Source organism: Acinetobacter sp. TR11 (assembly GCF_027105035.1).
Classification (GTDB): domain Bacteria; phylum Pseudomonadota; class Gammaproteobacteria; order Pseudomonadales; family Moraxellaceae; genus Acinetobacter.
In genome coordinates, this window is record NZ_CP114256.1 from 1,322,861 (window position 1) to 1,342,424 (window position 19,564).

16 protein-coding genes, 4 pseudogenes and 1 other annotated feature are annotated in these 19,564 nt (G+C 36.6%); of the genes and pseudogenes, 9 read left to right on the top strand and 11 right to left on the bottom strand.

Going from position 1 to position 19,564, the window contains the following annotated elements:
• From O1450_RS06430 to O1450_RS06445, 4 genes are all read left to right on the top strand, one after another.
• A complete protein-coding gene (locus O1450_RS06430) occupies positions 1-1,242 on the top strand; it encodes a hypothetical protein (protein WP_269230133.1) in 1,242 nt (413 codons plus the stop codon).
• Positions 1,235-1,615, top strand: a complete 381-nt coding sequence (locus tag O1450_RS06435) for a hypothetical protein (protein WP_126132582.1) — start codon at positions 1,235-1,237, stop codon at positions 1,613-1,615. The genes O1450_RS06430 and O1450_RS06435 overlap by 8 nt, the downstream gene beginning before the upstream one ends.
• On the top strand, positions 1,616-3,367 hold the full coding sequence (locus O1450_RS06440) for an AAA domain-containing protein (protein ID WP_269230134.1): 1,752 nt from the start codon (positions 1,616-1,618) through the stop codon (positions 3,365-3,367).
• A gap of 102 nt (positions 3,368-3,469) precedes the next feature.
• Positions 3,470-5,188, top strand: coding sequence for a DUF262 domain-containing protein (locus O1450_RS06445; protein WP_269230135.1), 1,719 nt, complete (start codon positions 3,470-3,472; stop codon positions 5,186-5,188).
• 57 nt (positions 5,189-5,245) lie between these two features.
• Here O1450_RS06445 and O1450_RS06450 read toward each other — a convergent pair whose 3' ends face one another.
• Entirely contained in the window at positions 5,246-7,513 is a 2,268-nt protein-coding gene (locus O1450_RS06450; protein ID WP_269230136.1) for an ankyrin repeat domain-containing protein, read from the bottom strand.
• Positions 7,514-7,951: 438 nt separating this feature from the next.
• Positions 7,952-8,140 (bottom strand): annotated as a pseudogene (locus tag O1450_RS06455) (tyrosine-type recombinase/integrase); the annotation flags it as partial.
• A 66-nt stretch (positions 8,141-8,206) separates the two neighbouring features.
• On the opposite strand from O1450_RS06455, the gene O1450_RS06460 reads away from it, so the two are divergent.
• A protein-coding gene (locus O1450_RS06460) for an IS5 family transposase (RefSeq protein ID WP_269230137.1) occupies positions 8,207-9,008 on the top strand; the annotation gives its coding sequence in 2 pieces (ribosomal slippage) (positions 8,207-8,470 and positions 8,472-9,008; 801 coding nt in all).
• Here the strand turns inward: O1450_RS06460 and O1450_RS06465 are convergent.
• From O1450_RS06465 to O1450_RS06480, 4 genes are all read right to left on the bottom strand, one after another.
• On the bottom strand, positions 8,951-10,072 hold the full coding sequence (locus O1450_RS06465; protein WP_269230138.1) for a tyrosine-type recombinase/integrase: 1,122 nt from the start codon (positions 10,070-10,072) through the stop codon (positions 8,951-8,953). The two genes, O1450_RS06460 and O1450_RS06465, sit on opposite strands and share 58 nt — an antisense overlap.
• Positions 10,073-10,614: 542 nt before the next feature.
• Entirely contained in the window at positions 10,615-11,385 is a 771-nt protein-coding gene (locus tag O1450_RS06470) for a phage tail protein (protein WP_269230139.1), read from the bottom strand.
• Positions 11,385-11,915: a hypothetical protein gene (locus O1450_RS06475; RefSeq protein ID WP_269230140.1), complete on the bottom strand. Its 531-nt coding sequence runs from the start codon at positions 11,913-11,915 to the stop codon at positions 11,385-11,387. Before O1450_RS06475 ends, O1450_RS06470 begins: the two co-directional genes overlap by 1 nt.
• A complete protein-coding gene (locus O1450_RS06480; protein ID WP_331276167.1) occupies positions 11,915-12,649 on the bottom strand; it encodes a baseplate J/gp47 family protein in 735 nt (244 codons plus the stop codon). Before O1450_RS06480 ends, O1450_RS06475 begins: the two co-directional genes overlap by 1 nt.
• Positions 12,650-12,720: 71 nt before the next feature.
• On the opposite strand from O1450_RS06480, the pseudogene O1450_RS06485 reads away from it, so the two are divergent.
• Together O1450_RS06485 and O1450_RS06490 are read left to right on the top strand one after the other, a co-directional pair.
• Positions 12,721-13,255, top strand: a pseudogene (locus tag O1450_RS06485) (IS5 family transposase); the annotation flags it as partial.
• 55 nt (positions 13,256-13,310) lie between these two features.
• A protein-coding gene (locus O1450_RS06490; RefSeq protein ID WP_269228195.1) for an IS5 family transposase occupies positions 13,311-14,112 on the top strand; the annotation gives its coding sequence in 2 pieces (ribosomal slippage) (positions 13,311-13,574 and positions 13,576-14,112; 801 coding nt in all).
• 20 nt (positions 14,113-14,132) lie between these two features.
• On the opposite strand, the pseudogene O1450_RS06495 reads toward O1450_RS06490, so the two are convergent.
• Positions 14,133-14,393, bottom strand: a pseudogene (locus tag O1450_RS06495) (integrase core domain-containing protein); the annotation flags it as partial.
• Between the two features lie 72 nt (positions 14,394-14,465).
• On the opposite strand from O1450_RS06495, the gene O1450_RS06500 reads away from it, so the two are divergent.
• Complete coding sequence (locus tag O1450_RS06500; protein ID WP_269228460.1) at positions 14,466-15,161, top strand: IS1 family transposase; 696 nt, start codon at positions 14,466-14,468, stop codon at positions 15,159-15,161.
• A gap of 39 nt (positions 15,162-15,200) precedes the next feature.
• Here the strand turns inward: O1450_RS06500 and O1450_RS06505 are convergent.
• From O1450_RS06505 to crp, 3 genes and pseudogenes are all read right to left on the bottom strand, one after another.
• A pseudogene (locus tag O1450_RS06505) lies at positions 15,201-16,142 on the bottom strand (IS3 family transposase); the annotation flags it as partial.
• Positions 15,806-15,919: a sequence feature (AL1L pseudoknot), on the bottom strand. Its footprint overlaps the pseudogene before it by 114 nt.
• A 146-nt stretch (positions 16,143-16,288) precedes the next feature.
• Entirely contained in the window at positions 16,289-17,065 is a 777-nt protein-coding gene (locus O1450_RS06510) for a M48 family metallopeptidase (RefSeq protein WP_269230141.1), read from the bottom strand.
• 213 nt (positions 17,066-17,278) lie between these two features.
• Positions 17,279-17,986 carry a cAMP-activated global transcriptional regulator CRP gene (gene crp / locus O1450_RS06515; protein WP_269230142.1) on the bottom strand — a complete coding sequence of 236 codons (708 nt, stop codon included), beginning with the start codon at positions 17,984-17,986 and terminating at the stop codon, positions 17,279-17,281.
• A gap of 148 nt (positions 17,987-18,134) precedes the next feature.
• Between crp and O1450_RS06520 the strand changes: the two genes are divergently transcribed.
• Positions 18,135-18,557, top strand: a complete 423-nt coding sequence (locus tag O1450_RS06520; protein WP_269230143.1) for an OsmC family protein — start codon at positions 18,135-18,137, stop codon at positions 18,555-18,557.
• 70 nt (positions 18,558-18,627) lie between these two features.
• Here O1450_RS06520 and O1450_RS06525 read toward each other — a convergent pair whose 3' ends face one another.
• Positions 18,628-19,428, bottom strand: a complete 801-nt coding sequence (locus tag O1450_RS06525; RefSeq protein WP_442865412.1) for a peptidoglycan DD-metalloendopeptidase family protein — start codon at positions 19,426-19,428, stop codon at positions 18,628-18,630.
• Positions 19,429-19,564 lie beyond the last annotated feature (136 nt).

Here is a 19,564-nt window from a genome sequence, read left to right on the forward strand (position 1 = left end):
ATGATTTTTAAAGCTATTGCTCATTGGTGGGCAAGTTCAAATTTAAAAAAAGAAGAGGCTCGTACAAAGTCTTTAATCCGTGAGTTAGATCGTGAAAAAGAAGCCATAAAACAGCGACTTCAAGTTAAAAAAGATGGCTATTTAGAGAGAATTCAATCTCACCAGGAAAAGAGAAATAAAGAGCTTAAAGAACATATTGAGTTTATGAATCAACAATTAACTATTACCACTGGTTATTTGCCTAGACTTAATAGATTTCAAGATTTGATGTTTAGTTGTGTGGATTCTTGGATGTATATGGATCTATACCAACAAGAGTTAAAGATTCTTGCAAAAAAAATAAGTAATTTATTTTCCATAATTAATCTCCTTGATGCCTATATGTCTGAGCTTAAAAAGTTATCTCAGAGTCAGGGTAGATATGATTGGAGAGAATTAACAGCTAATCGAGAACTTACTGTTAAAAACGATTTTATTTTAAAAACGAATGAACGTATTGAACGTACTTCTAAATCTAGCTACGAAGAGTTTAAAAATGAGCTTAGACGTCTTCAAAGTCATCGTAGCGCCCTTTTAAAACAAGTCAATGAGCTACGTGCAGAACGTAGTGATCTAGATGAGAAGAAAAAGGTGGCTGAAGAAGAACATAAAGCGAATAAAGATACTTTGAAAAAAGAGTATGAGCTATGTGTGGATGCTTGGGGTCAAATTGCTAAGAAGTTTGAAGCTTATTATGCCTTCAAGGATTGTGATCTTGAACAGGTGAATATGTGGATGATGGGGCTTAGTGAAGGGGGGACGTTGACAGAAATTAGACAGATCGTTTTGAAAATGGCAAATGAAGATGTAGCACATGCTACTCAAAACTTTAACGAGATTAAAAACGAATTCCAACTGTATAAACGTCGAGTTCAAGATGCACATGATACTAAGGAATATCCAGATAGTTTTTCCAATGATAAAGCTAGACGTGATTATTTAAAAATACAGCACAATGAAGCATTTGATGAAAGAAAAAAACTTATTGAGGCTCGAACATTTCTATATACTCGGCGCGATGAATTGAGGGGTTATATCGAACGTATACAACCATTACATCCAGATGCTGGGATTGATTCATTGTTTGAAATGTTATCGCTAGATCGTGATTTTGATGCCTGGTCGATCTTTGGAGTTAATACAGCTAAACAAAAACGTAAATATTGGGAGGAGAAGCAAAAAAGGAGTGAAAAATATGTCTAAAGTCGAATTACAGTTTTATTGGAGATATTTTGCTATAGAAGAGGCTGTCTTTGCAGTCACCAAAGCAGTAATGAGTGGATATAACACCAAAGATAAACTTCTTTCTGTATTACCTCAGTTCTCACTCCATAGAATTGCTTTAGCTATAGATCTTTTGATCACAGCAGATATGTTGGAAAATAATCTTGGTGAACTCACTATTCATACAGATATGAATATTATCTTTGAATTACTGAATAATAAATTTGAGTTGCCTTTATCTATGGATGAGATGCAGATTCCAGGTATACGCCGTTTACTTCTTAATAAATTGGGCTGTAAAAATCCTGCAGGAGTAGAGATGCTTCTAAATACAAAATACGTCGAGGCATAAATGGGTCTCCATAATTCTCAAATATGTGATGAAGCTAAACAGGTAATTGATTTTATTGATCATATTGATCATTGGTTGGAATATCTTACAGAGTTGCTTGTTAATGTTGATCGGGCTACTAGAACCAAGCTTGAGCGTCAAATAAGGTGCTTATTAGGTTTCCGTGCAGGCACTAATTGTAATATCAATCATAATCGAATCCTGCATTATTATTACGACAATAACGCCGTTGATGGGGATAAGCTTTTTGATTTAATGGATGATCAATCTAATATTCATGTTAATCAAAAAACAAATAAACAAGCCTTAAATGCACAAGAAAAAATTGATGAGTTTATTGCTGAGTTTCGAGCACGTGAATGCTCGTCTATGTCTATTTGTGCAACTCAACCAATACAGAAAAGTTATGAACCAAATGATGCTGCATTTAAGTTAATTCAAAAAGCTTTGGCAAGTGAAGATCTCTTTTTTATCCAAGGTCCACCAGGAACGGGAAAGACGACAGCAATTGTAGAGATAATTCTGCAACTAATTAAGGCTAAACCCAATGCTCGTATTTTGATTAGCTCTGAAACACATGTGGCTGTCGATAATGCAATAGATCGTCTGTCGAATGAAATTGGTCAAGAATTTATAAAATCAATTTTACGATATCCAAAATTTAGTATTACTGAATTCGAGTCTGAAAAAGCTCGAGAGGCAGATGCTCTGACACGAGCAGATACTCTTTGGCATCAAGCTTATGGCATAGCTCCAGAACTAACTATAGAATTATGGAGTGAGCTAAATGCCTCTAAAACCAATAATGATGACGATGTTGTATCCATTGCTCATTGGCAAGCACGGAATTTAGCAGAAATGCACCAAGTGATAGGTGTTACCTGTAATCAGATCGACCATTTGATGGATAGTGAAAGTCAGACATTTGATTTAGCAATCGTTGATGAATGTTCCAAAGCAACTATGCCTGAATGGCTTATGGCTATGAGTGTTGCTAAGAAATGTATTTTGGTGGGGGACCATAAACAATTACCTCCTACCTTTTGTACAGAAGAGTCTGAAGTTCTGGAAAAAATGGATGCACAAAAGGAATGCTTAATTCGTAATGGTGTAATTGACCGCTTATTTGATAACTTTCCAACTACTATGAAAGGAACATTAGGAAAGCAATTTCGGATGCTCCCACACATTGGTCAATTTATCTCCGAGCATTTTTATAAAGGCGAGTTAGATCATTATAGAAAGGAAACTGATCATGAATTTCAGGATTTTGGTTGGCTAACGTATAAGTCTCAAGGATATCGAGTACCAGCACAAAGAGGTAACGAAAAGAAAATCTTGATCAATGAATTTGAGATAGACATTATCTTGAAAAAATTGACAGAAATGAGTAACCGCTTAAAAAATAATTCAGTAAAGAGAAAGATTAGTGTAGCACTGATTACACCTTACCGTGCTCAATGCAAAGCTTTACGTCAAGCATTAAAGAAATATGATTATGGTGAACTACTTGCAGTAGAGGTTGATACTGTTGATGCATTTCAAGGACGTCAAGCTGATGTTGTTTTCTTCTCGTTTGTACGTAACATTGGGCCTGCAACTTTTTATGCTGATGACCGTCGTATTAACGTAGCGATTTCAAGAGCTCGTGACGCAGTGTATTTGGTGGGTGATATAAAGTATATCTCTAGTAAGCGTTTACCTGTACTTGATGCCCTCGTCAAACTACCTATCTTGAATACTGATAGCTGAATACTGTAATTAAGCTAGTTAAAAGTGTGCTAAGCATCTTAGTACTAAAGCTTTTTTACATATGGCTGGATTAATTAATTTTGTTGAAAAAGTAGATATAAAATGATTGAAAGTGAAAAACTATTCGTTGGTAAAGTTTTTGAAAAATGGTACAGAGTACCTGAGTATCAAAGACCATATGTTTGGGGTAAGGATCAAATAGCTGAGTTTTTACAGGATTTGTGTGATGCAATGAATCGTGATGAAAATTCTCAGTATTTTTTAGGATCCATGGTTTTACAAAAGAAAACTTTGGAAAAAAACAATACTCATTATGACGAGTATGATGTTCTTGATGGACAACAACGACTAACTACACTTTTTCTACTTATTGCAGTAATTCGCGATTTAACTAGTGATAAGGATTGTTTTGAAACATGTAAAGAAATTATTTTTCAAAAGAAAAATACATTTAAAAATATTCCTGAACGATTGAGAATAGTTTTCGATATTAGGCAGGAGGTGAAAGATTTTATTAATACTTATGTGAAGGATGATGGCGCCACATGTAAGCTTAACTCAACACTCATTCAAGGTTATGGTAAAGACACAGATCTTTCTGTAATCAATATGTCTAAAAATATTGTCCAAATACGAGAGTTTTTTGAAGATAATCAAAATTTTGATCAGTTTGTTAAATTCTTACTTAATAATGTCTTAATGATTTACGTCGGGTCAGAAGAGTTGGATGATGCTTTTAGATTATTTACTGTTATGAATAATCGAGGGGTTAAACTTCGTAGTAGTGATATTTTAAAAGCTAGTAATTTAGCTCTTGTCTCTGATAATGAGGAAAGAGTTAAAGCTGCAAAGAATTGGGAAGAAGCTGAAAACTATTTTGGTGAAGACTTTGATGAATTTTTATCTCATCTACGTTCAATCTTAGTTAAAAAGAAAGCAACAGTTAGCCTTTTAAAAGAGTATGAAGATAATATTTACGCACCAAAAGAATATGATCGCTCTAATAAAAGTACGAAAAATTTACCTCCTCTATTGAATAAAGGTATAGATACTTTTAACTTTATTGATAAGTATAGAAAGCACTACATTGAAATTTTTGATAATAATCACTATGAGTTATCAAAAAGTTTTGAACTGAATAACTTGCTTGTAATGATGAGATCGGGTTTTGAGTCAGATTTCTGGATTGCTCCACTATTAAAATATTACAATAAATTTGGTAATCATGAATTAATCAATTTTGTAAAATCATTAGATAATGCATTTGCTTATGATTGGTTAGTGGGTTTAACTCCAACAAGCCGAATAGAAAATGTAAATCACTGGATGGAAGCTATAGATTCAAAAACTAGTGAAGAAGTTATTATGTTGTTAAAAGGACATATAGATCAAACAGAATTAGCTCTTGAGCTAGATAAGAAAATTTATGGTAGGAGAGCTGCCAAATATCTTATGCTTAAATTGGATTGTATTCTGCATGGTCATACAACTAAATTAGACTTTCCAAGTACTATTAGTATCGAGCATATTCTTCCTCAAACACCTAAGGTCGACAGCCAATGGTTACAAGATTTTACTGAGGGGGAGCGAGACTATGCTAAAGACAGATTGGGGAATTTAGTATTACTGTCGAGACGAAAAAACTCTTCTCAAAATAACCGAGATTACGCTGATAAAAAGCAAAAATATTTCCAAGGAAATATTGAATTATTCAGTAACTCAATAAGAATTTTTCAGCAATATGCCACTTGGACTGTGACTGATTTTAGTAAAAATCATGCTTATGTGAAAACAAAATTGCTAGAGCATTTTTCAAGTTAAAACAGGTAATACCCAGACTGAATACAGTCTGGGTATTATAGAGCTGCGTATGTTCATTTAGTGTTGGGAAATTAGTCCTTTTGCTTGATTGGCTTTAAAGAACTCAGCTATTTCAGGCAAAAACACACGACGTCCTTCATCTGCTTTTACATAGCTTTGTTCCAATTGAGCCCCATGCTTGAGCATAAGATCGACAGCATAAGCATTATCTTTTTCAACAGCTAGCATGAAGGGTGTATAGCCTTTTATTGGATACTGAGCTGTATTTTGATTTGGATCGGCACCATATTGTAAAAGTAACTCGAAAATCTCGTAGGCATCGCAAACCTTCTTGTCCCCAAGAAAGATTCGCTTCACCTCCTCAAATAATACCTTTCTAGGCTCATGGCTTGGTAGGCTCTGGAGTTGCTTATAACTTTCAATATCGCTACCACCGTTAGAATGACGTCTAATCGAATCTGCAAGATATTTATCATTTGCTTGCTCAACTTTATGACCATTCAATAGGCCGATCACACCTAAATTCTGGTAAAGCATGGAAATACCATAGAGACCTGTAACATTAGGATTAGCCCCATTCTCTAATAACAATTTTGCAAGTTTTGGCAGATTTTCCTCAATAGCGTGGTTTAAAGGGCAAGTCTGCTTTTTCGCTGTACGCTCATTTAAAAGTTCTTTATCAAAACCACATTCGAATACATATTGGATGAATGCGTATGTTTCATCGGATTTAGCGGCAATGTGGTTCAATGCCAAAAGTATAATACTTTCTTTATTTGAAGTTAATGCATTTATGTTTGCACCAGCTTCAATGAGCTTTCTAGCAGTAGAAAAATCTCCGATAGCGACAAAGTACTGAAGTTGAGGCCATTTACGTCTTTGTTCAATATCAATGTAAATGCTTGCATTCACTTTTTTAAAGTCAGGGCTAATATCCATGGGAACTGTAAGGTTGCCGATTTTAGGAATTAATTTCTTAATTTCGGTACCTTTGTCGCTAAAAGTATCGGCAGTAAAATATTTAAAGAAGCCAACTATGGTTGCTTCTTTTTCCCATTCTTCAAATACAAATTCTGTTTTGAAACGGTCAGGGCGCTCAATTGGATCAAATATTCCAACTTTAAGGTCAAATTGAATCGCTAAATTTGAAATCTTTCCAATGAGTTTGTTTTGGCTCTCCACGAGTGAGGCAGTGCAAAGCATCTCATTTAGTAGTACTTCTAAATAACGCATATCACGATATAATAAACCATCCAAGCATAGTTCATATTCAGCGAGTGCTTCCTTAAATTGATATTGATATACCAAATTAATCGCTTTAGCCCAATGAATATATGGCAGTAAGTGAGCTACTTCTTGGTGCTCGGTAAGGTACTTGTCGATTTGGTTTATCATCAATATATTTAGTTGAAACGTTGTTTCACCTGTTGAGCTATATACCATTGATGCTAAACGAGTATCAGTTTGATCAATACGTTTGACGTGCGTGCTATCAAAAAACACCTGAGTTAACTTCTGATATGAAAATGGGATCTCCATCAGAAAAGGAAAATGTGTTTGTGCATTGGCAATAGCCATGGCTCTAAATGTCAATGCTTGTATATCGTGTTCCGAAATACGGTGTGATTTCAATTTTTGATTATGTTGTTCCGCTAAAAACTGAATAAAGTTTCCATGTTGCAATGAGAACCCATATTTAATTTTTAAGGCTTGTAGCAAGCGTGCAAAACACAACAATTCATAATGCGTCTGCGATGATTCCGTATTGGTCAAAAATAGGCGTTTTAAGGTCGACGGCGTAGGTAAGGCATCTGGACGACCAAATTTGCTGATGTAATTTTTCTCATCAGGATTTAAATCATCACTTTTCCAAAAATTAGCAAAGTTTTCATCATTATTTTTTAGATAGCTTAAGCTTTCTTGAATAAAGTTTTCTCCTTTCCAGTGCTTAGTGATCCCCATTTGTGTAATACAAAAGCTTATGAGTTGATGAAGAGATGGAACTAAGTAATTCGACCATAGTGAATTTCGGATAGAATCAACATTCATCAAGGCAGTTAAGCGAGCATGTAATAGCATTGCATTATAACGCTCTAACACATTGCGTTTAAGCAATGTTATAAATTGCAAATTTGTACGTTCTGAAAACTCTTTTGGGCACAACTGCTCCAAAAATAAGTCTACATCATAGTGTGAAGTGAATAGTTTGTTTGATGAACCATCTAAGTGTTTAGAGTCTGTCTCCGAGAGTTGGCTCTTGGTATCCATGTGACTAAATAAATCACGAACAATTTCTATAGTTGTTGGAAAGGTATTCTTTGGCATTGTAAAGCTCTGCGTATATCTGTCTTAAAGTTTAAATAGGTTTTTCGGTCACTAGGTGTACCTGGTATCGTAATCTTCTGTATTTGGTTTACAAGCAAAAAATCATGTTTTTTACCAGGTCTAAAAGATGCGACACCATCCTTAATAAGTTGCCGAATAAATTTGTTCAGCTCTTTGTCATTACTGTACTTTTTCATCGGTAATCCTGGATTAAGGGGATTGCTCCCCTTAATGATTATTTGGCATTACCACGACCACCACCTGATGGGCGACCTGTTGTACTTGGCCAATTGCCACCAGGGCCAGGATGGGATGATGGTGGGCGGTTGTATTGAATGTGCATGAAGTATTATCCTTCGTGTGCATAGCGAAATTGCTATGAATCGAAGAATATAGAAATGCAAGATTTTCTTCCTCTGAGAGAATGGAGTTTAATTTTTAAAAACTAATTTTGGCTTGTTCTAATACCCAGTTTTCATACTTCTGTAGATGCCCTCGCAACATATCCATGGGGCGAACGGTATAGTGCTTTTCAGCTAAAGCACTTGGTTTATGTCCAGATATTTGTGCAGTGACACCTACAGGAATATCTACCCATTCCGCCAATGATTTAAATGAACGTCTAAGAACCTATCCAATATTAATTTCATTCTTTTTTGGCAATTGGAAAAATAATTTGTTAAATTCTCCCCCATGAGAAAACCATATCCCAGCGACATTAGTCGAGAAGCCTTTAAAGAAATTGAACCGTTACTATTGAGCGGAAGAAAACAAACGCGTCCAAGAGTCGTTGATGTCTATGAAGTGTTTTTCGCCTTGCTCTATATTCTAAAAAGTGGATGTCAATGGAGTATGCTTCCTCGAGACTTTCCACCTAAAAGCACTGTGCATTATTACTTCTCGATTTGGAATAGAAAACCATCAGAAACTGAACCTAGCATACTTGAGCAGGCTTTAAAAAAATGTGGTTGGCGAGGCCCGTATCAACAATGGACGGAAAGAACAAACGAGCTTTATCATCATTGATTCACAAAGTGTAAAAAACACAGATACCGCACGTAATAAAGGCTATGACGCTGGTAAAAGAGTTTCAGGGATTAAAAGACATATCATTGTTGATACTCAAGGTCTGCCTCATGGAATATTTATTACGACAGCAGATAAAACAGATCGTCAAGGTGCATTAGATGCCATAACTTTACATAGAGACACCTTACAAAATGTAGAGGTTGTACTTGTTGATGGTGGTTATACAGGCGAACCCTTTTCTTTGGCTGTTAATGATTTAATCAGAGCGCGAGTTGAAGTTGCTAAACGAAGTGAATTACATAAATTTGCAGTCATACCACAACGCTGGGTTGTGGAAAGATCATTTGCTTGGTTAGAAAAATGTAGAAGGCTTTGGAAAAACTGTGAAAAGCACCTAAATACGAGCCTTCAGTTCATTAATTTAGCCTTTTTAAGGCTACTTTTGCATAGAAAATATTCTGGATAGGTTCTAAGACCATGTATTGTTAGCTGAATATCTATTTCATTACAGATTTTCTTAAATTCTTTGTAAGGATTAACGATGTATCCCGTCGCAGAGGTATTACTGCTAAATATATAAGATGAATCGCTGGTTTTTTTTAAGTCACGTAGTAATTTTTCTACGTATTTGGTCATAGGTATAATACGCCCATTATCTTCAACTTTATCCTTCAGTTGGATTGTTTTCCACCTAAAATCTAAGTCTTCCCATGTAAGTGATAGAAACTCATCTTTTCTGGCCCCAGTTAATAGACAACAAATATAAAATGTAGCCAAGGCTTTATTTTGAGAATTGAGAACGGTAGAGAACCATATGTCTAATTGTTCTCTTAGGAGGCAATCTTTTCTTGCTTGAACTGGCTTTACTTTGGATCTTACTTTTTTAGATTTAATTGCATTTGTAGGTGCTATTCCTTGGAATCTATCATCTTCTTCACACCAATTTAAAAAGGCTCTAATGAGACGGAAAGCTTTACTAGCTGTAGTTTCTCGGTAATTATTATTCTGAAGCCATTCAGAAAAAAAGTTGTTATCAAGATCTGATAACCTTTTTTCTAATAATTCAAAAATAGGCTGAGGTTTATAGTGAAATTTTTTTATTTCATCAAATCCACCTTTTGATAGTAATAAATGATCAAGGTAGGTGCGTTCTCTCCATCTTTCTTTATTTTCTTCAAGATAAATATTCCAAGCTTCTTTGAATAAAGTTTCTTTTCGTTTTTCAGTCTTAAGATATTCTTGGTCTGATTTAATACGTTTATTTTTTTCAACTTTGGGGTCGATCCCTTGCGTACACATGACAGCAAGCTCTTTAGCTTTTTCACGAGCTTCAGTTAGTCGCCAATCTTTAATGTTCCCAATTGTTATACGTCGTGTTGTAGACCCTACACGTCCCTGAAAGATATATGTCTTTTTATTGTTTGGGGTTACTTTTACCCCAAAACCGCTGGTAGAGCTATCCCAATAGAAAGAAGGCTTTGAGTCAGATAGGCATTCTAGTTTTTCAATTGCTGGTTTTGTAAAATTCATATAGATACCAAAAAAATAAGCAATTAGTAAGCATATTTAAGATACTATAATCAACTTTAAAGGCCAATGTTTGAAAAATAAAGTTTCGTATCTTATTGTATATAAAAATATATTTGATTTTTTTCTTGTGTGTTAATGTATGGGTTGTAGAACTCATAATCCGTTGGTCGACAGTTCAAGTCTGTCTGGGCCCACCATATATCAAACCTCATAACTATTTGAGTTATGAGGTTTTTTAGTGCCTATTGATTGTGTTTCTCACTGCTTTTTATAGACCGCAATATGGTCGATCGGTTCGATAATCCGATGGTCTATCTGTCTGATTGCCTACACAGTACCTACATATATTCTATGATTTACCCCCAGATCTGTAAGTTTTCGCCCAATTTTGCACTAATTCATTTTTAATTTTGCACTGAATTTTTATATATTATTTTGCACTAGAATATAAATAAACAACTAGTTTTAACCCCTTATTCACACCCATAGCAATTACTTATTAATAAACTGAGCAAATCTATATTAATTCATCATTAAAACACTTAAGTTTTAATGATGAACATTAATGCCAAGTTCCGTGGGCGTACTGACATAGTGGCTTGAACTGCTGTAACTGGGTCTTGTGTTTCTGCTGCGCTGGATAAAACGACTAGATTTGTTGAATCAATTATGGTGGCTTCACCGTTCAGTGCATTCATCATTGTCTGTTGATTATCGTCAGCGGTGTTATATAAGTTAGCAATACGACCTGCCGTAACTGAAGGATCTCCCATAAAAACGGATGTGGCATTTTGGAAGCTACCGAACGCTCGAATATGATCCCAACCTCGTGCAAAATTATCTAGCATATTTGGGACAGCAAAGGTTGTCACACCATCACCGCCAAAGGTGTTGCCAAGAACAGCGAACAAATTTGGATAAGCTGAAACTAAGTATAATTCCCCATTACATTCAAGATATCCCGCTGGACAAACTGAATTTGTCCATAACTCCATCGTTCCAGTCTTTACAAGAAATGGTTGAATAGCTGAAGCTAAAGCCGTTATTGCAGCCGTTAATCTGCTATCAACTTCTTGAATGTTCTCATTTGTTGCAAACAACGTGAATAGAGCAGCCTTTAATTGGTTTTTGTTATTCGGATCAAGAGGCTCATGTACCTCAACTACACCAGCAATTTCTTCTTGAATATGATTACACCATGATGGGTTAATGTAAGTAGCATCTTGTCCGCTTAAATCAGCATTATCATGAAAGCCTTTTTTACCTGCACCATTTACATTAGCACGTGCATTAACGCTATTAATACGTTCCATTAGATTTCCTCAATATCGTAGCGTAAAAACGCGGGTAAAAAATTTGAAATAATGCAATCAATATCAGCTAAAACAGGGCTTTGTAGCTTGAGTTTGACTTTATACCTAAGCTGCTCAGTATTGACTGCCGAATTGCAAGGCGCTGTACATTGCATTGGTTTATAAGTAATTAGCTCAAAATCAATGTTAAAAATCGCTAAAAGCTGCTCTAAGTAATCAAGGTTAAAAACATTTTTGATATTTTTAATCCAGTTGATCACTTGCAACCTTTCTTCAATTGTTTGAGCGACATTAGTCTGACATTTCAATGGCAAACCATATTCTTGCTCATACTCGCTTAGAAGTTCAGGTGGAATGCCTTCCAATACTGATAAAAGCCGCTTGGCATCAAGGTCACATTGAGCTAATGCTTTCGCATGAGCATATATATCTTTAGCAACCACAGTATTTAAAGCTGTGTCATAACCACCCACAGGCAACAACTGACGCAATACTGAAGCATAAATTTTTGTTGTTTCTTCTAAAGTCATTATGTAGCACTCACTGCCAAAGTGCCGATCCGTAACCAGTTTGTATCCATCCAGTCCACGATAGGCACAACGTTAGACGAAGGTGTCAGCGTCACATCTGCGACATTTGGCAAAGCCACAATTCGGGCTGTCAAAATAGCTGCTTGGTATATATCAGCGGGGGCAAGCTCAGCAAAATAATCTCGAATCACTTGCTCAACTTGATTGAGATTTATGCCGATGCCTGAGACAACAGCCGTTATATTTACTAGCTGTAAAGTAGGTAAATAGACACGACAATCAGCCCAAAAGCCTGTGTAAGTATCTAATGCGGCTTGAGCCGCATCGAGTAGCGTTTGGTTTGGTAAAGTTGGTGGATTGCCTATAGCCGTAATCGCCACATCAAGCGAACCAAGTCCGCGACGTTTTGGATAAACATAAACATGCTGAACGCCTGTCACACCTTTCATAAAACCAATCAAGTCAGCTTCACGGTCACGTGATAAACCGAGCTGCTTACGTTCTAAAAGCCTAGCTCGCCATGCCTCTAATTCTTCTTGATCTGAACCGCCGCCAATGCTTACATCAGTAGCCTTACCACTCAAGCCCGCGACAGGACTAACCCATGATAAAGACCCGTTAAAATTCCATGATGCACCTGTTTTATCAGCAATAACATTCACAATAGCAGGCGTGTTCGCTATCAATGAAACATTAGCAACTACGCTCCAGTAATGGCTTTTACCGTCAGTCAACTTAGAGTCTATCCAGTATTAATTTCATTCTTTTTTGGCAATTGGAAAAATAATTTGTTAAATTCTCCCCCATGAGAAAACCATATCCCAGCGACATTAGTCGAGAAGCCTTTAAAGAAATTGAACCGTTACTATTGAGCGGAAGAAAACAAACGCGTCCAAGAGTCGTTGATGTCTATGAAGTGTTTTGCGCCTTGCTCTATATTCTAAAAAGTGGATGTCAATGGAGTATGCTTCCTCGAGACTTTCCACCTAAAAGCACTGTGCATTATTACTTCTCGATTTGGAATAGAAAACCATCAGAAACTGAACCTAGCATACTTGAGCAGGCTTTAAAAAAATGTGGTTGGCGAGGCCCGTATCAACAATGGACGGAAAGAACAAACGAGCTTTATCATCATTGATTCACAAAGTGTAAAAAACACAGATACCGCACGTAATAAAGGCTATGACGCTGGTAAAAGAGTTTCAGGGATTAAAAGACATATCATTGTTGATACTCAAGGTCTGTCTCATGGAATATTTGTTACGACAGCAGATAAAACAGATCGTCAAGGTGCATTAAATGCGATAAATTTGCATAGAGATACCTTAGAACCTATCCAGTATTAATTTCATTCTTTTTTGGCAATTGGAAAAATAATTTGTTAAATTCTCCCCCATGAGAAAACCATATCCCAGCGACATTAGTCGAGAAGCCTTTAAAGAAATTGAACCGTTACTATTGAGCGGAAGAAAACAAACGCGTCCAAGAGTCGTTGATGTCTATGAAGTGTTTTGCGCCTTGCTCTATATTCTAAAAAGTGGATGTCAATGGAGTATGCTTCCTCGAGACTTTCCACCTAAAAGCACTGTGCATTATTACTTCTCGATTTGGAATAGAAAACCATCAGAAACTGAACCTAGCATACTTGAGCAGGCTTTAAAAAAATGTGGTTGGCGAGGCCCGTATCAACAATGGACGGAAAGAACAAACGAGCTTTATCATCATTGATTCACAAAGTGTAAAAAACACAGATACCGCACGTAATAAAGGCTATGACGCTGGTAAAAGAGTTTCAGGGATTAAAAGACATATCATTGTTGATACTCAAGGTCTGCCTCATGGAATATTTATTACGACAGCAGATAAAACAGATCGTCAAGGTGCATTAGATGCCATAACTTTACATAGAGACACCTTACAAAATGTAGAGGTTGTACTTGTTGATGGTGGTTATACAGGCGAACCCTTTTCTTTGGCTGTTAATGATTTAATCAGAGCGCGAGTTGAAGTTGCTAAACGAAGTGAATTACATAAATTTGCAGTCATACCACAACGCTGGGTTGTGGAAAGATCATTTGCTTGGTTAGAAAAATGTAGAAGGCTTTGGAAAAACTGTGAAAAGCACCTAAATACGAGCCTGCAGTTCATTAATTTAGCCTTTTTAAGGCTACTTTTGCATAGAAAATATTCTGGATAGGTTCTTAGAACACCACCAAGTTAGGCCACCTGACCTAACGGGTTAATCTTATCATAGTACATTGCTTCAAACTCAAAAGGCGACTTGTAACCCAATGCACTGTGTAAACACTCTTTATTGAACCAATCTACCCAGTTGAATGTCGCAAGTTGTACATCTGCTAAACCTTGCCAATCTGCTTTTAAATATTCAATCACCTCTGTTTTGTATAAGCCATTCACCGTTTCAGCCAGAGCATTATCGTATGAATCACCAGTCGTACCGACTGATGCTCGTAAATTTGGGTGGTGTTCTAAAAAGTATGCTCATAAGAAAAGGAGGCAACGAGGAACAATTCAGCTATATTTAAATGTGTGAAAATCGAAATAGAACTTCATTGTCCTCGATGCCAGAGTACAAGTATAAAGAAGAATGGCATTAAACACGATGGTAAGCAAAACTATCGTTGTAAAGAATGTAATAGGCAGTTTGTGGGTGACCATAATTTGACGTATTTAGGCTGTCATTCAAAAGCGGTCAAATTGATTTTGCTTATGCTTGTGCGATGTTGTGGCATTCGGGATATTGCAAAGATTACGAGGTTTAGTATTGGCAAGATACTTAAAACGCTTACACAATCAAATCATGAAATAATTCCTCAAAGAACTCATTATAAATGCTTGGAAGTTGATGAATTTTGGACATTTGTAGGCAACAAGAAAGATAAGCATTGGCTACAGTACGTCTATGATAGAAGTAGCGGAGAAATAGTGGCTTTTGTATGGGGAGGAAGAGATGCTCATACAGCACAAAGGCTAAAAAACCGTTTAGAAGAACTGGGTATTACTTATGATTGTATATCGAGTGATCATTGGGAAAGTTTCATCAAAATTTTTAAGCCGGACCAAGAAGGGAAATATTATACAGTCGGGATAGAAGGAAACAACTGCCGATTAAGACACCGCATAAGGCGAGCAGTAAGAAGAACATGCTGTTTTTCGAAGAAGGTATTGAATCATGTAAAAGCTTTTAATCTTGGATTCTTTTACATTAACCACAGTTTTGTATAGTGATGTTAAAATGATCAGCATACATTTTGAAACACCACCTAAATTTGCAGCTTCTAAACGATGGGTATAGCGAATAGAAAGATATTGCACACCTCTGTCGGAATGATGAATCACATTCTTTGGCATGCCCCGATCATGCAATGCTTGCTCCAATGCATCGAGCACCATATCTGTATTCATTCGTGTAGATACTTTCCAGCCAACAATGGCTCGTGAGAACACATCAATAATAAAGGCGGTATAGACCCAGCCTGAATTTGTTTGAATATAGGTAAAGTCAGCGACCTGAGAAGCATTGCTTCGCAAGGGTCAGGATGATCAGCTCTAAAATTCCGTTTCACCAAGTCAGGTGCTCGTTTTTGGTCATCTCGGCTACGGGTGGTTTGTTTGTTCTTACCACGCCAAACACCTTGTATACCTAGCTTTTTCATTAATCGAGCAACAGTGCAGCGTGCAATAATATAGCCTTCACGTTTCAGTTTTTGCCAGACTTTACGTACACCATACCGACCTGAACTTTCCTTCCAAATTCGTTTAATTTGTTCAGCATGATGCAAGTCATGTAAATCTCGCTTTGCTCGATGTTCCCTTGCGAAGCAATGCTTCTCATCGCAGAGATCTAAAGTTCGGTAATAGGTTGAAGCTGCGATCGGTAAAATCTTACAAATCGCATCAATACCATATAAGTCTTTATTGTTATGGATGAAATCCACCATTATTTGTGTGGGCGGTCGAGCTCCGCCTGGGCGAAAAAAGCGGCTGCTTTACGTAGAATCTCATTGGCGCGTTGCAGTTCTTTATTTTCACATTCGAGTCGTTTGATACGTTCTTGGTCTGAAAGCTGCTGTACTTTAACTGGATTTTGTTTATCTAAATATTTTTGATACCAAACACGTAGTGTTTCAGGAGTACAACCCTTGCGCAGTATACTGCTCAGGGAGCAATAGCGGTGATCGCAGCCCAATACGATGGATAGTCTCTCAGAATATTGACTCTCCGACAAACACGGTACGGTTCAGTTGAAACGGATTCAAAAATTGCTGAGATAAATTAGAGGTCTTATATTTAATACAGCTAAAGGATATGCCATTAAATCTCTAAAATGAGATCTAATGGCTTTGGCTAAATTAACGACGTTTATTATAAACTGCCAGAGCAGCAGGTAAATTTTTACGCATATCACCAATACGTTGACTATTTGATGGGTGAGTTGATAAGAATGATGCACCACCAGCACCATCTAGACGATCCATTTTTTCCCAAAGACTAATTGCTGCATTTGGATTATATCCTGCTTTTGCCATCAGCATTAACCCACCAAAATCAGCACGACTTTCTAAACTACGAGAATAGGGTAAACCAATACCAATTTGACTACCTAAAGCAATTGCTGCATTACCAGCTTCACCAATATTCGCACCCGCATAAGACGTACCAATACCAATCGCTAAGTTTGTAAGTGCTTGCGCACCAATTTTACTTTTGGCATGTTCTTCTAAGGCATGGGTCATTTCGTGTCCCATAATTGCTGCTATTTCATCATTGGTCAAATTTAGCTTGTTCACAATACCCGTATAGAAAACGACTTTCCCACCTGGCGCTACATAGGCATTTACAGTATCTGATTTTAGTACTGCTAACTGCCAATCAAAACGCTGACCGGTTTGGTTCATTTGGTCAGCATACGGTTTTAAGCGCAAAAATACTGAGTTAATACGTTGATAAGTACTAGAACTCATATCCAATTGATTTTTGGCACGAGCTTCCTGTGTCATCTTTGCAAAGCTTTGAGCTGACTGAGCATTTAAAGTGGCACTGTCAGCACCTGCCATATCTGCAAATGATGCACAACCTGAAATCGTTATTACAGTCATTGCACAAAGGCTTAAAGCCAATTTTTTCATACTTATTTGCTCCAAATCAGTATCTTATAAATATACCCATGATTAACAAGAATTATAAAAAAAGTTCGCAAGGCTTTAAATTCTGATTATCTCTATAATCATAGTAATTATGTAAGCAGAATTAATGAAAAGCTAAATAGTTTAGCTTTATCTGAATAAAATTAAAGCCAGTGGTTTGCACTGGCTTTGAAATTAGCTTAAAGCTAGAGGGGATTAATCCTCATCATCAAATTCATCTTCAGAAAATGCGTTATCATCTAAAGAAGTATCAAAAATTAAAATTGCTTTACCATCAGTTTGAATCATGCCTTGATCTTCAAGTGTTTTTAAAACACGACCAACCATTTCACGTGAACAACCCACAATACGACCAATTTCTTGACGTGTAATACGAATCTGACGACCATTCGGTAGAATCATTGCCTCAGGTTGTGCAGATAAGTCAATTAGACAACGAGCAATACGACCAGATACGTCGATAAATGCTAAGTCAGTGACTTTACGCGTTGTATTCTTCAGGCGGCGAACAAGCTGAGCAAATACAGCATAGCTCAGGTCAGGATATTGCTTGCTGAGTTCGTGGAAATTTTCATATGAGATTTCTGCAATTTCGCAAATATCTCGAGTACGGACTTCAGCAGTACGTTGAGGGTTATTTTCAAACAACCCCATTTCACCAAAGAAATCACCTGGATTGAGGTATGCAACAACAATCTCACGCTCATCGTCTTCACGTAATATGATTGATACTGAACCTTTTAATATTAAGTACAGTGATTTTGATTCTGTTCCAGCGTCAACAATCGTGGTGCGTTTAGGGTATCTATTAATGTGAGCACGTTTTAGCAATGCTTTAACTGATTCAGGTAATTGACCTGGAGACAAAGCATCAGTGCTAAGATGTGAAAAATTTGAAGTCATGCTTAAAATTTCCGAATTTGGATAAAACCGATCGCACAGGCCCCATTAGAGCCTTTTCTACACAGAAGAGATGAAATTCCTTATCAACTCATTTTATGTTAGTGTACAAGAACTAAAGTAAATTTATAACGTTTTTCGGGTAGTTGCAATGCAAACAAGTGTACATTGGTTAGAGAATGTTGCTTTTGAAGCGAAATCAGAAAGTGGCCATAGTGTGGTGATGGATGGTTCTGCTGAGTATGGTGGGGAAAACCGTGGTCCACGTCCTATGGAATTGATTTTAATGGGACTTGGTGGGTGTGCTTCGTTTGATATTGTGACTATTTTAAAGAAATCACGCCAAGATGTGACCAATGTTGTGTGTCAGTTAAAGGCTGAAAGAGCTGATACGATCCCAGCGGTATTTACAAAAATTCACTTACATTTTGTTGTGACGGGAAAATCTGTTAAAGCCAAGCAAGTTGAAAAAGCTGTTGAGCTTTCGGCAGAAAAATATTGTTCAGCAAGCAAAATGTTGTCTGATGGTGGGGTAGAAATCACACATGACTTTGAAATTGTAGAAGCTGAATAATTTTTATTATTAAGTTTAACTAAAAAGTGGTCTAAGTGGTTAGATCACTTTTTTATTGCCTAAATAATTTTCATTTTATAAATAACTGCGGATCTACACGTGCATTATTTAGACTCATTCCCCAATGTAAATGTGGACCTGTCGCGCGACCTGTATTTCCAACTAAACCTAAAAGCTCACCTCGAGTAATGTGTTGTCCCTTTGAAACCTCAATTTTACTGAGATGGCAGAACATACTGATTAAACCTTGACCGTGATCAATCAAAACAGTCTTACCATTGAAAAAATAATTACCAGTTTGAACGACAATGCCATCTGCTGGCGCTACAACTTTTTGGCCAATTGGTGCTGGAATATCTAGACCTGAATGTGGGGCGCGTTCTTCATTATTAAAGAAACGTTTGCGTCCGAATGAGTTACTAAATTTGCCTGCTGTTGGTGGAATAAAAGTTGGAAATTCAGTCCAATCGCTTTGACTGAAAGAATTATAAATCTCATTTTGTTCTTTTGCTTCCGAAGCATATCGATCAAGTTGATTTTGATTCGGATTAACATAGTCTTGGTTTTTTACATTGAGGTGCTGTTCAGCATATTGATATGGCAGTATTTCAATCTGTATGGGCACAGTATTGGTTGATAGGCTTAACGTTCCCAACGGGGTAGAAAGAGGAATTCCAAAAATAGCGTATCGTTGAGTGCCTTCTTGTGCAATTAGAATTGGTTTTTTCTCATAGAAAACTTGGGTAGTCGTTGATGAAAGTGGGATGACGGCTATACCACCTGCATGTCGTGAATTCTGTGGTAATTGAGCAATAGCTATCTGAATAGGAAAAAGGTAAATACTAGCTATTACAATTCTTCTTAAATGCATAACGATCATTTTTAAATGAAGTAAAGTCTTAAGTTAAAAGTTTCACCGTAAAATAACAATATGGATATTGTTTAAATCAGAATAGATAGAAAATTATACAAAATATACTTGAAATAGATTGTTTATATACCCATAT

What these genes read in the sequence shown, in the direction of transcription:
- O1450_RS06430 (WP_269230133.1), top strand. Translation starts at nt 1, where the DNA reads ATGATTTTTAAAGCTATTGCTCATTGGTGGGCAAGTTCAAATTTAAAA.
- O1450_RS06435 (WP_126132582.1), top strand. Translation starts at nt 1,235, where the DNA reads ATGTCTAAAGTCGAATTACAGTTTTATTGGAGATATTTTGCTATAGAA.
- O1450_RS06440 (WP_269230134.1), top strand. Translation starts at nt 1,616, where the DNA reads ATGGGTCTCCATAATTCTCAAATATGTGATGAAGCTAAACAGGTAATT.
- O1450_RS06445 (WP_269230135.1), top strand. Translation starts at nt 3,470, where the DNA reads ATGATTGAAAGTGAAAAACTATTCGTTGGTAAAGTTTTTGAAAAATGG.
- O1450_RS06450 (WP_269230136.1), bottom strand. Translation starts at nt 7,513, where the DNA reads ATGCCAAAGAATACCTTTCCAACAACTATAGAAATTGTTCGTGATTTA.
- O1450_RS06465 (WP_269230138.1), bottom strand. Translation starts at nt 10,072, where the DNA reads ATGAATTTTACAAAACCAGCAATTGAAAAACTAGAATGCCTATCTGAC.
- O1450_RS06470 (WP_269230139.1), bottom strand. Translation starts at nt 11,385, where the DNA reads ATGGAACGTATTAATAGCGTTAATGCACGTGCTAATGTAAATGGTGCA.
- O1450_RS06475 (WP_269230140.1), bottom strand. Translation starts at nt 11,915, where the DNA reads ATGACTTTAGAAGAAACAACAAAAATTTATGCTTCAGTATTGCGTCAG.
- O1450_RS06510 (WP_269230141.1), bottom strand. Translation starts at nt 17,065, where the DNA reads ATGAAAAAATTGGCTTTAAGCCTTTGTGCAATGACTGTAATAACGATT.
- crp (WP_269230142.1), bottom strand. Translation starts at nt 17,986, where the DNA reads ATGACTTCAAATTTTTCACATCTTAGCACTGATGCTTTGTCTCCAGGT.
- O1450_RS06520 (WP_269230143.1), top strand. Translation starts at nt 18,135, where the DNA reads ATGCAAACAAGTGTACATTGGTTAGAGAATGTTGCTTTTGAAGCGAAA.
- O1450_RS06525 (WP_442865412.1), bottom strand. Translation starts at nt 19,428, where the DNA reads ATGCATTTAAGAAGAATTGTAATAGCTAGTATTTACCTTTTTCCTATT.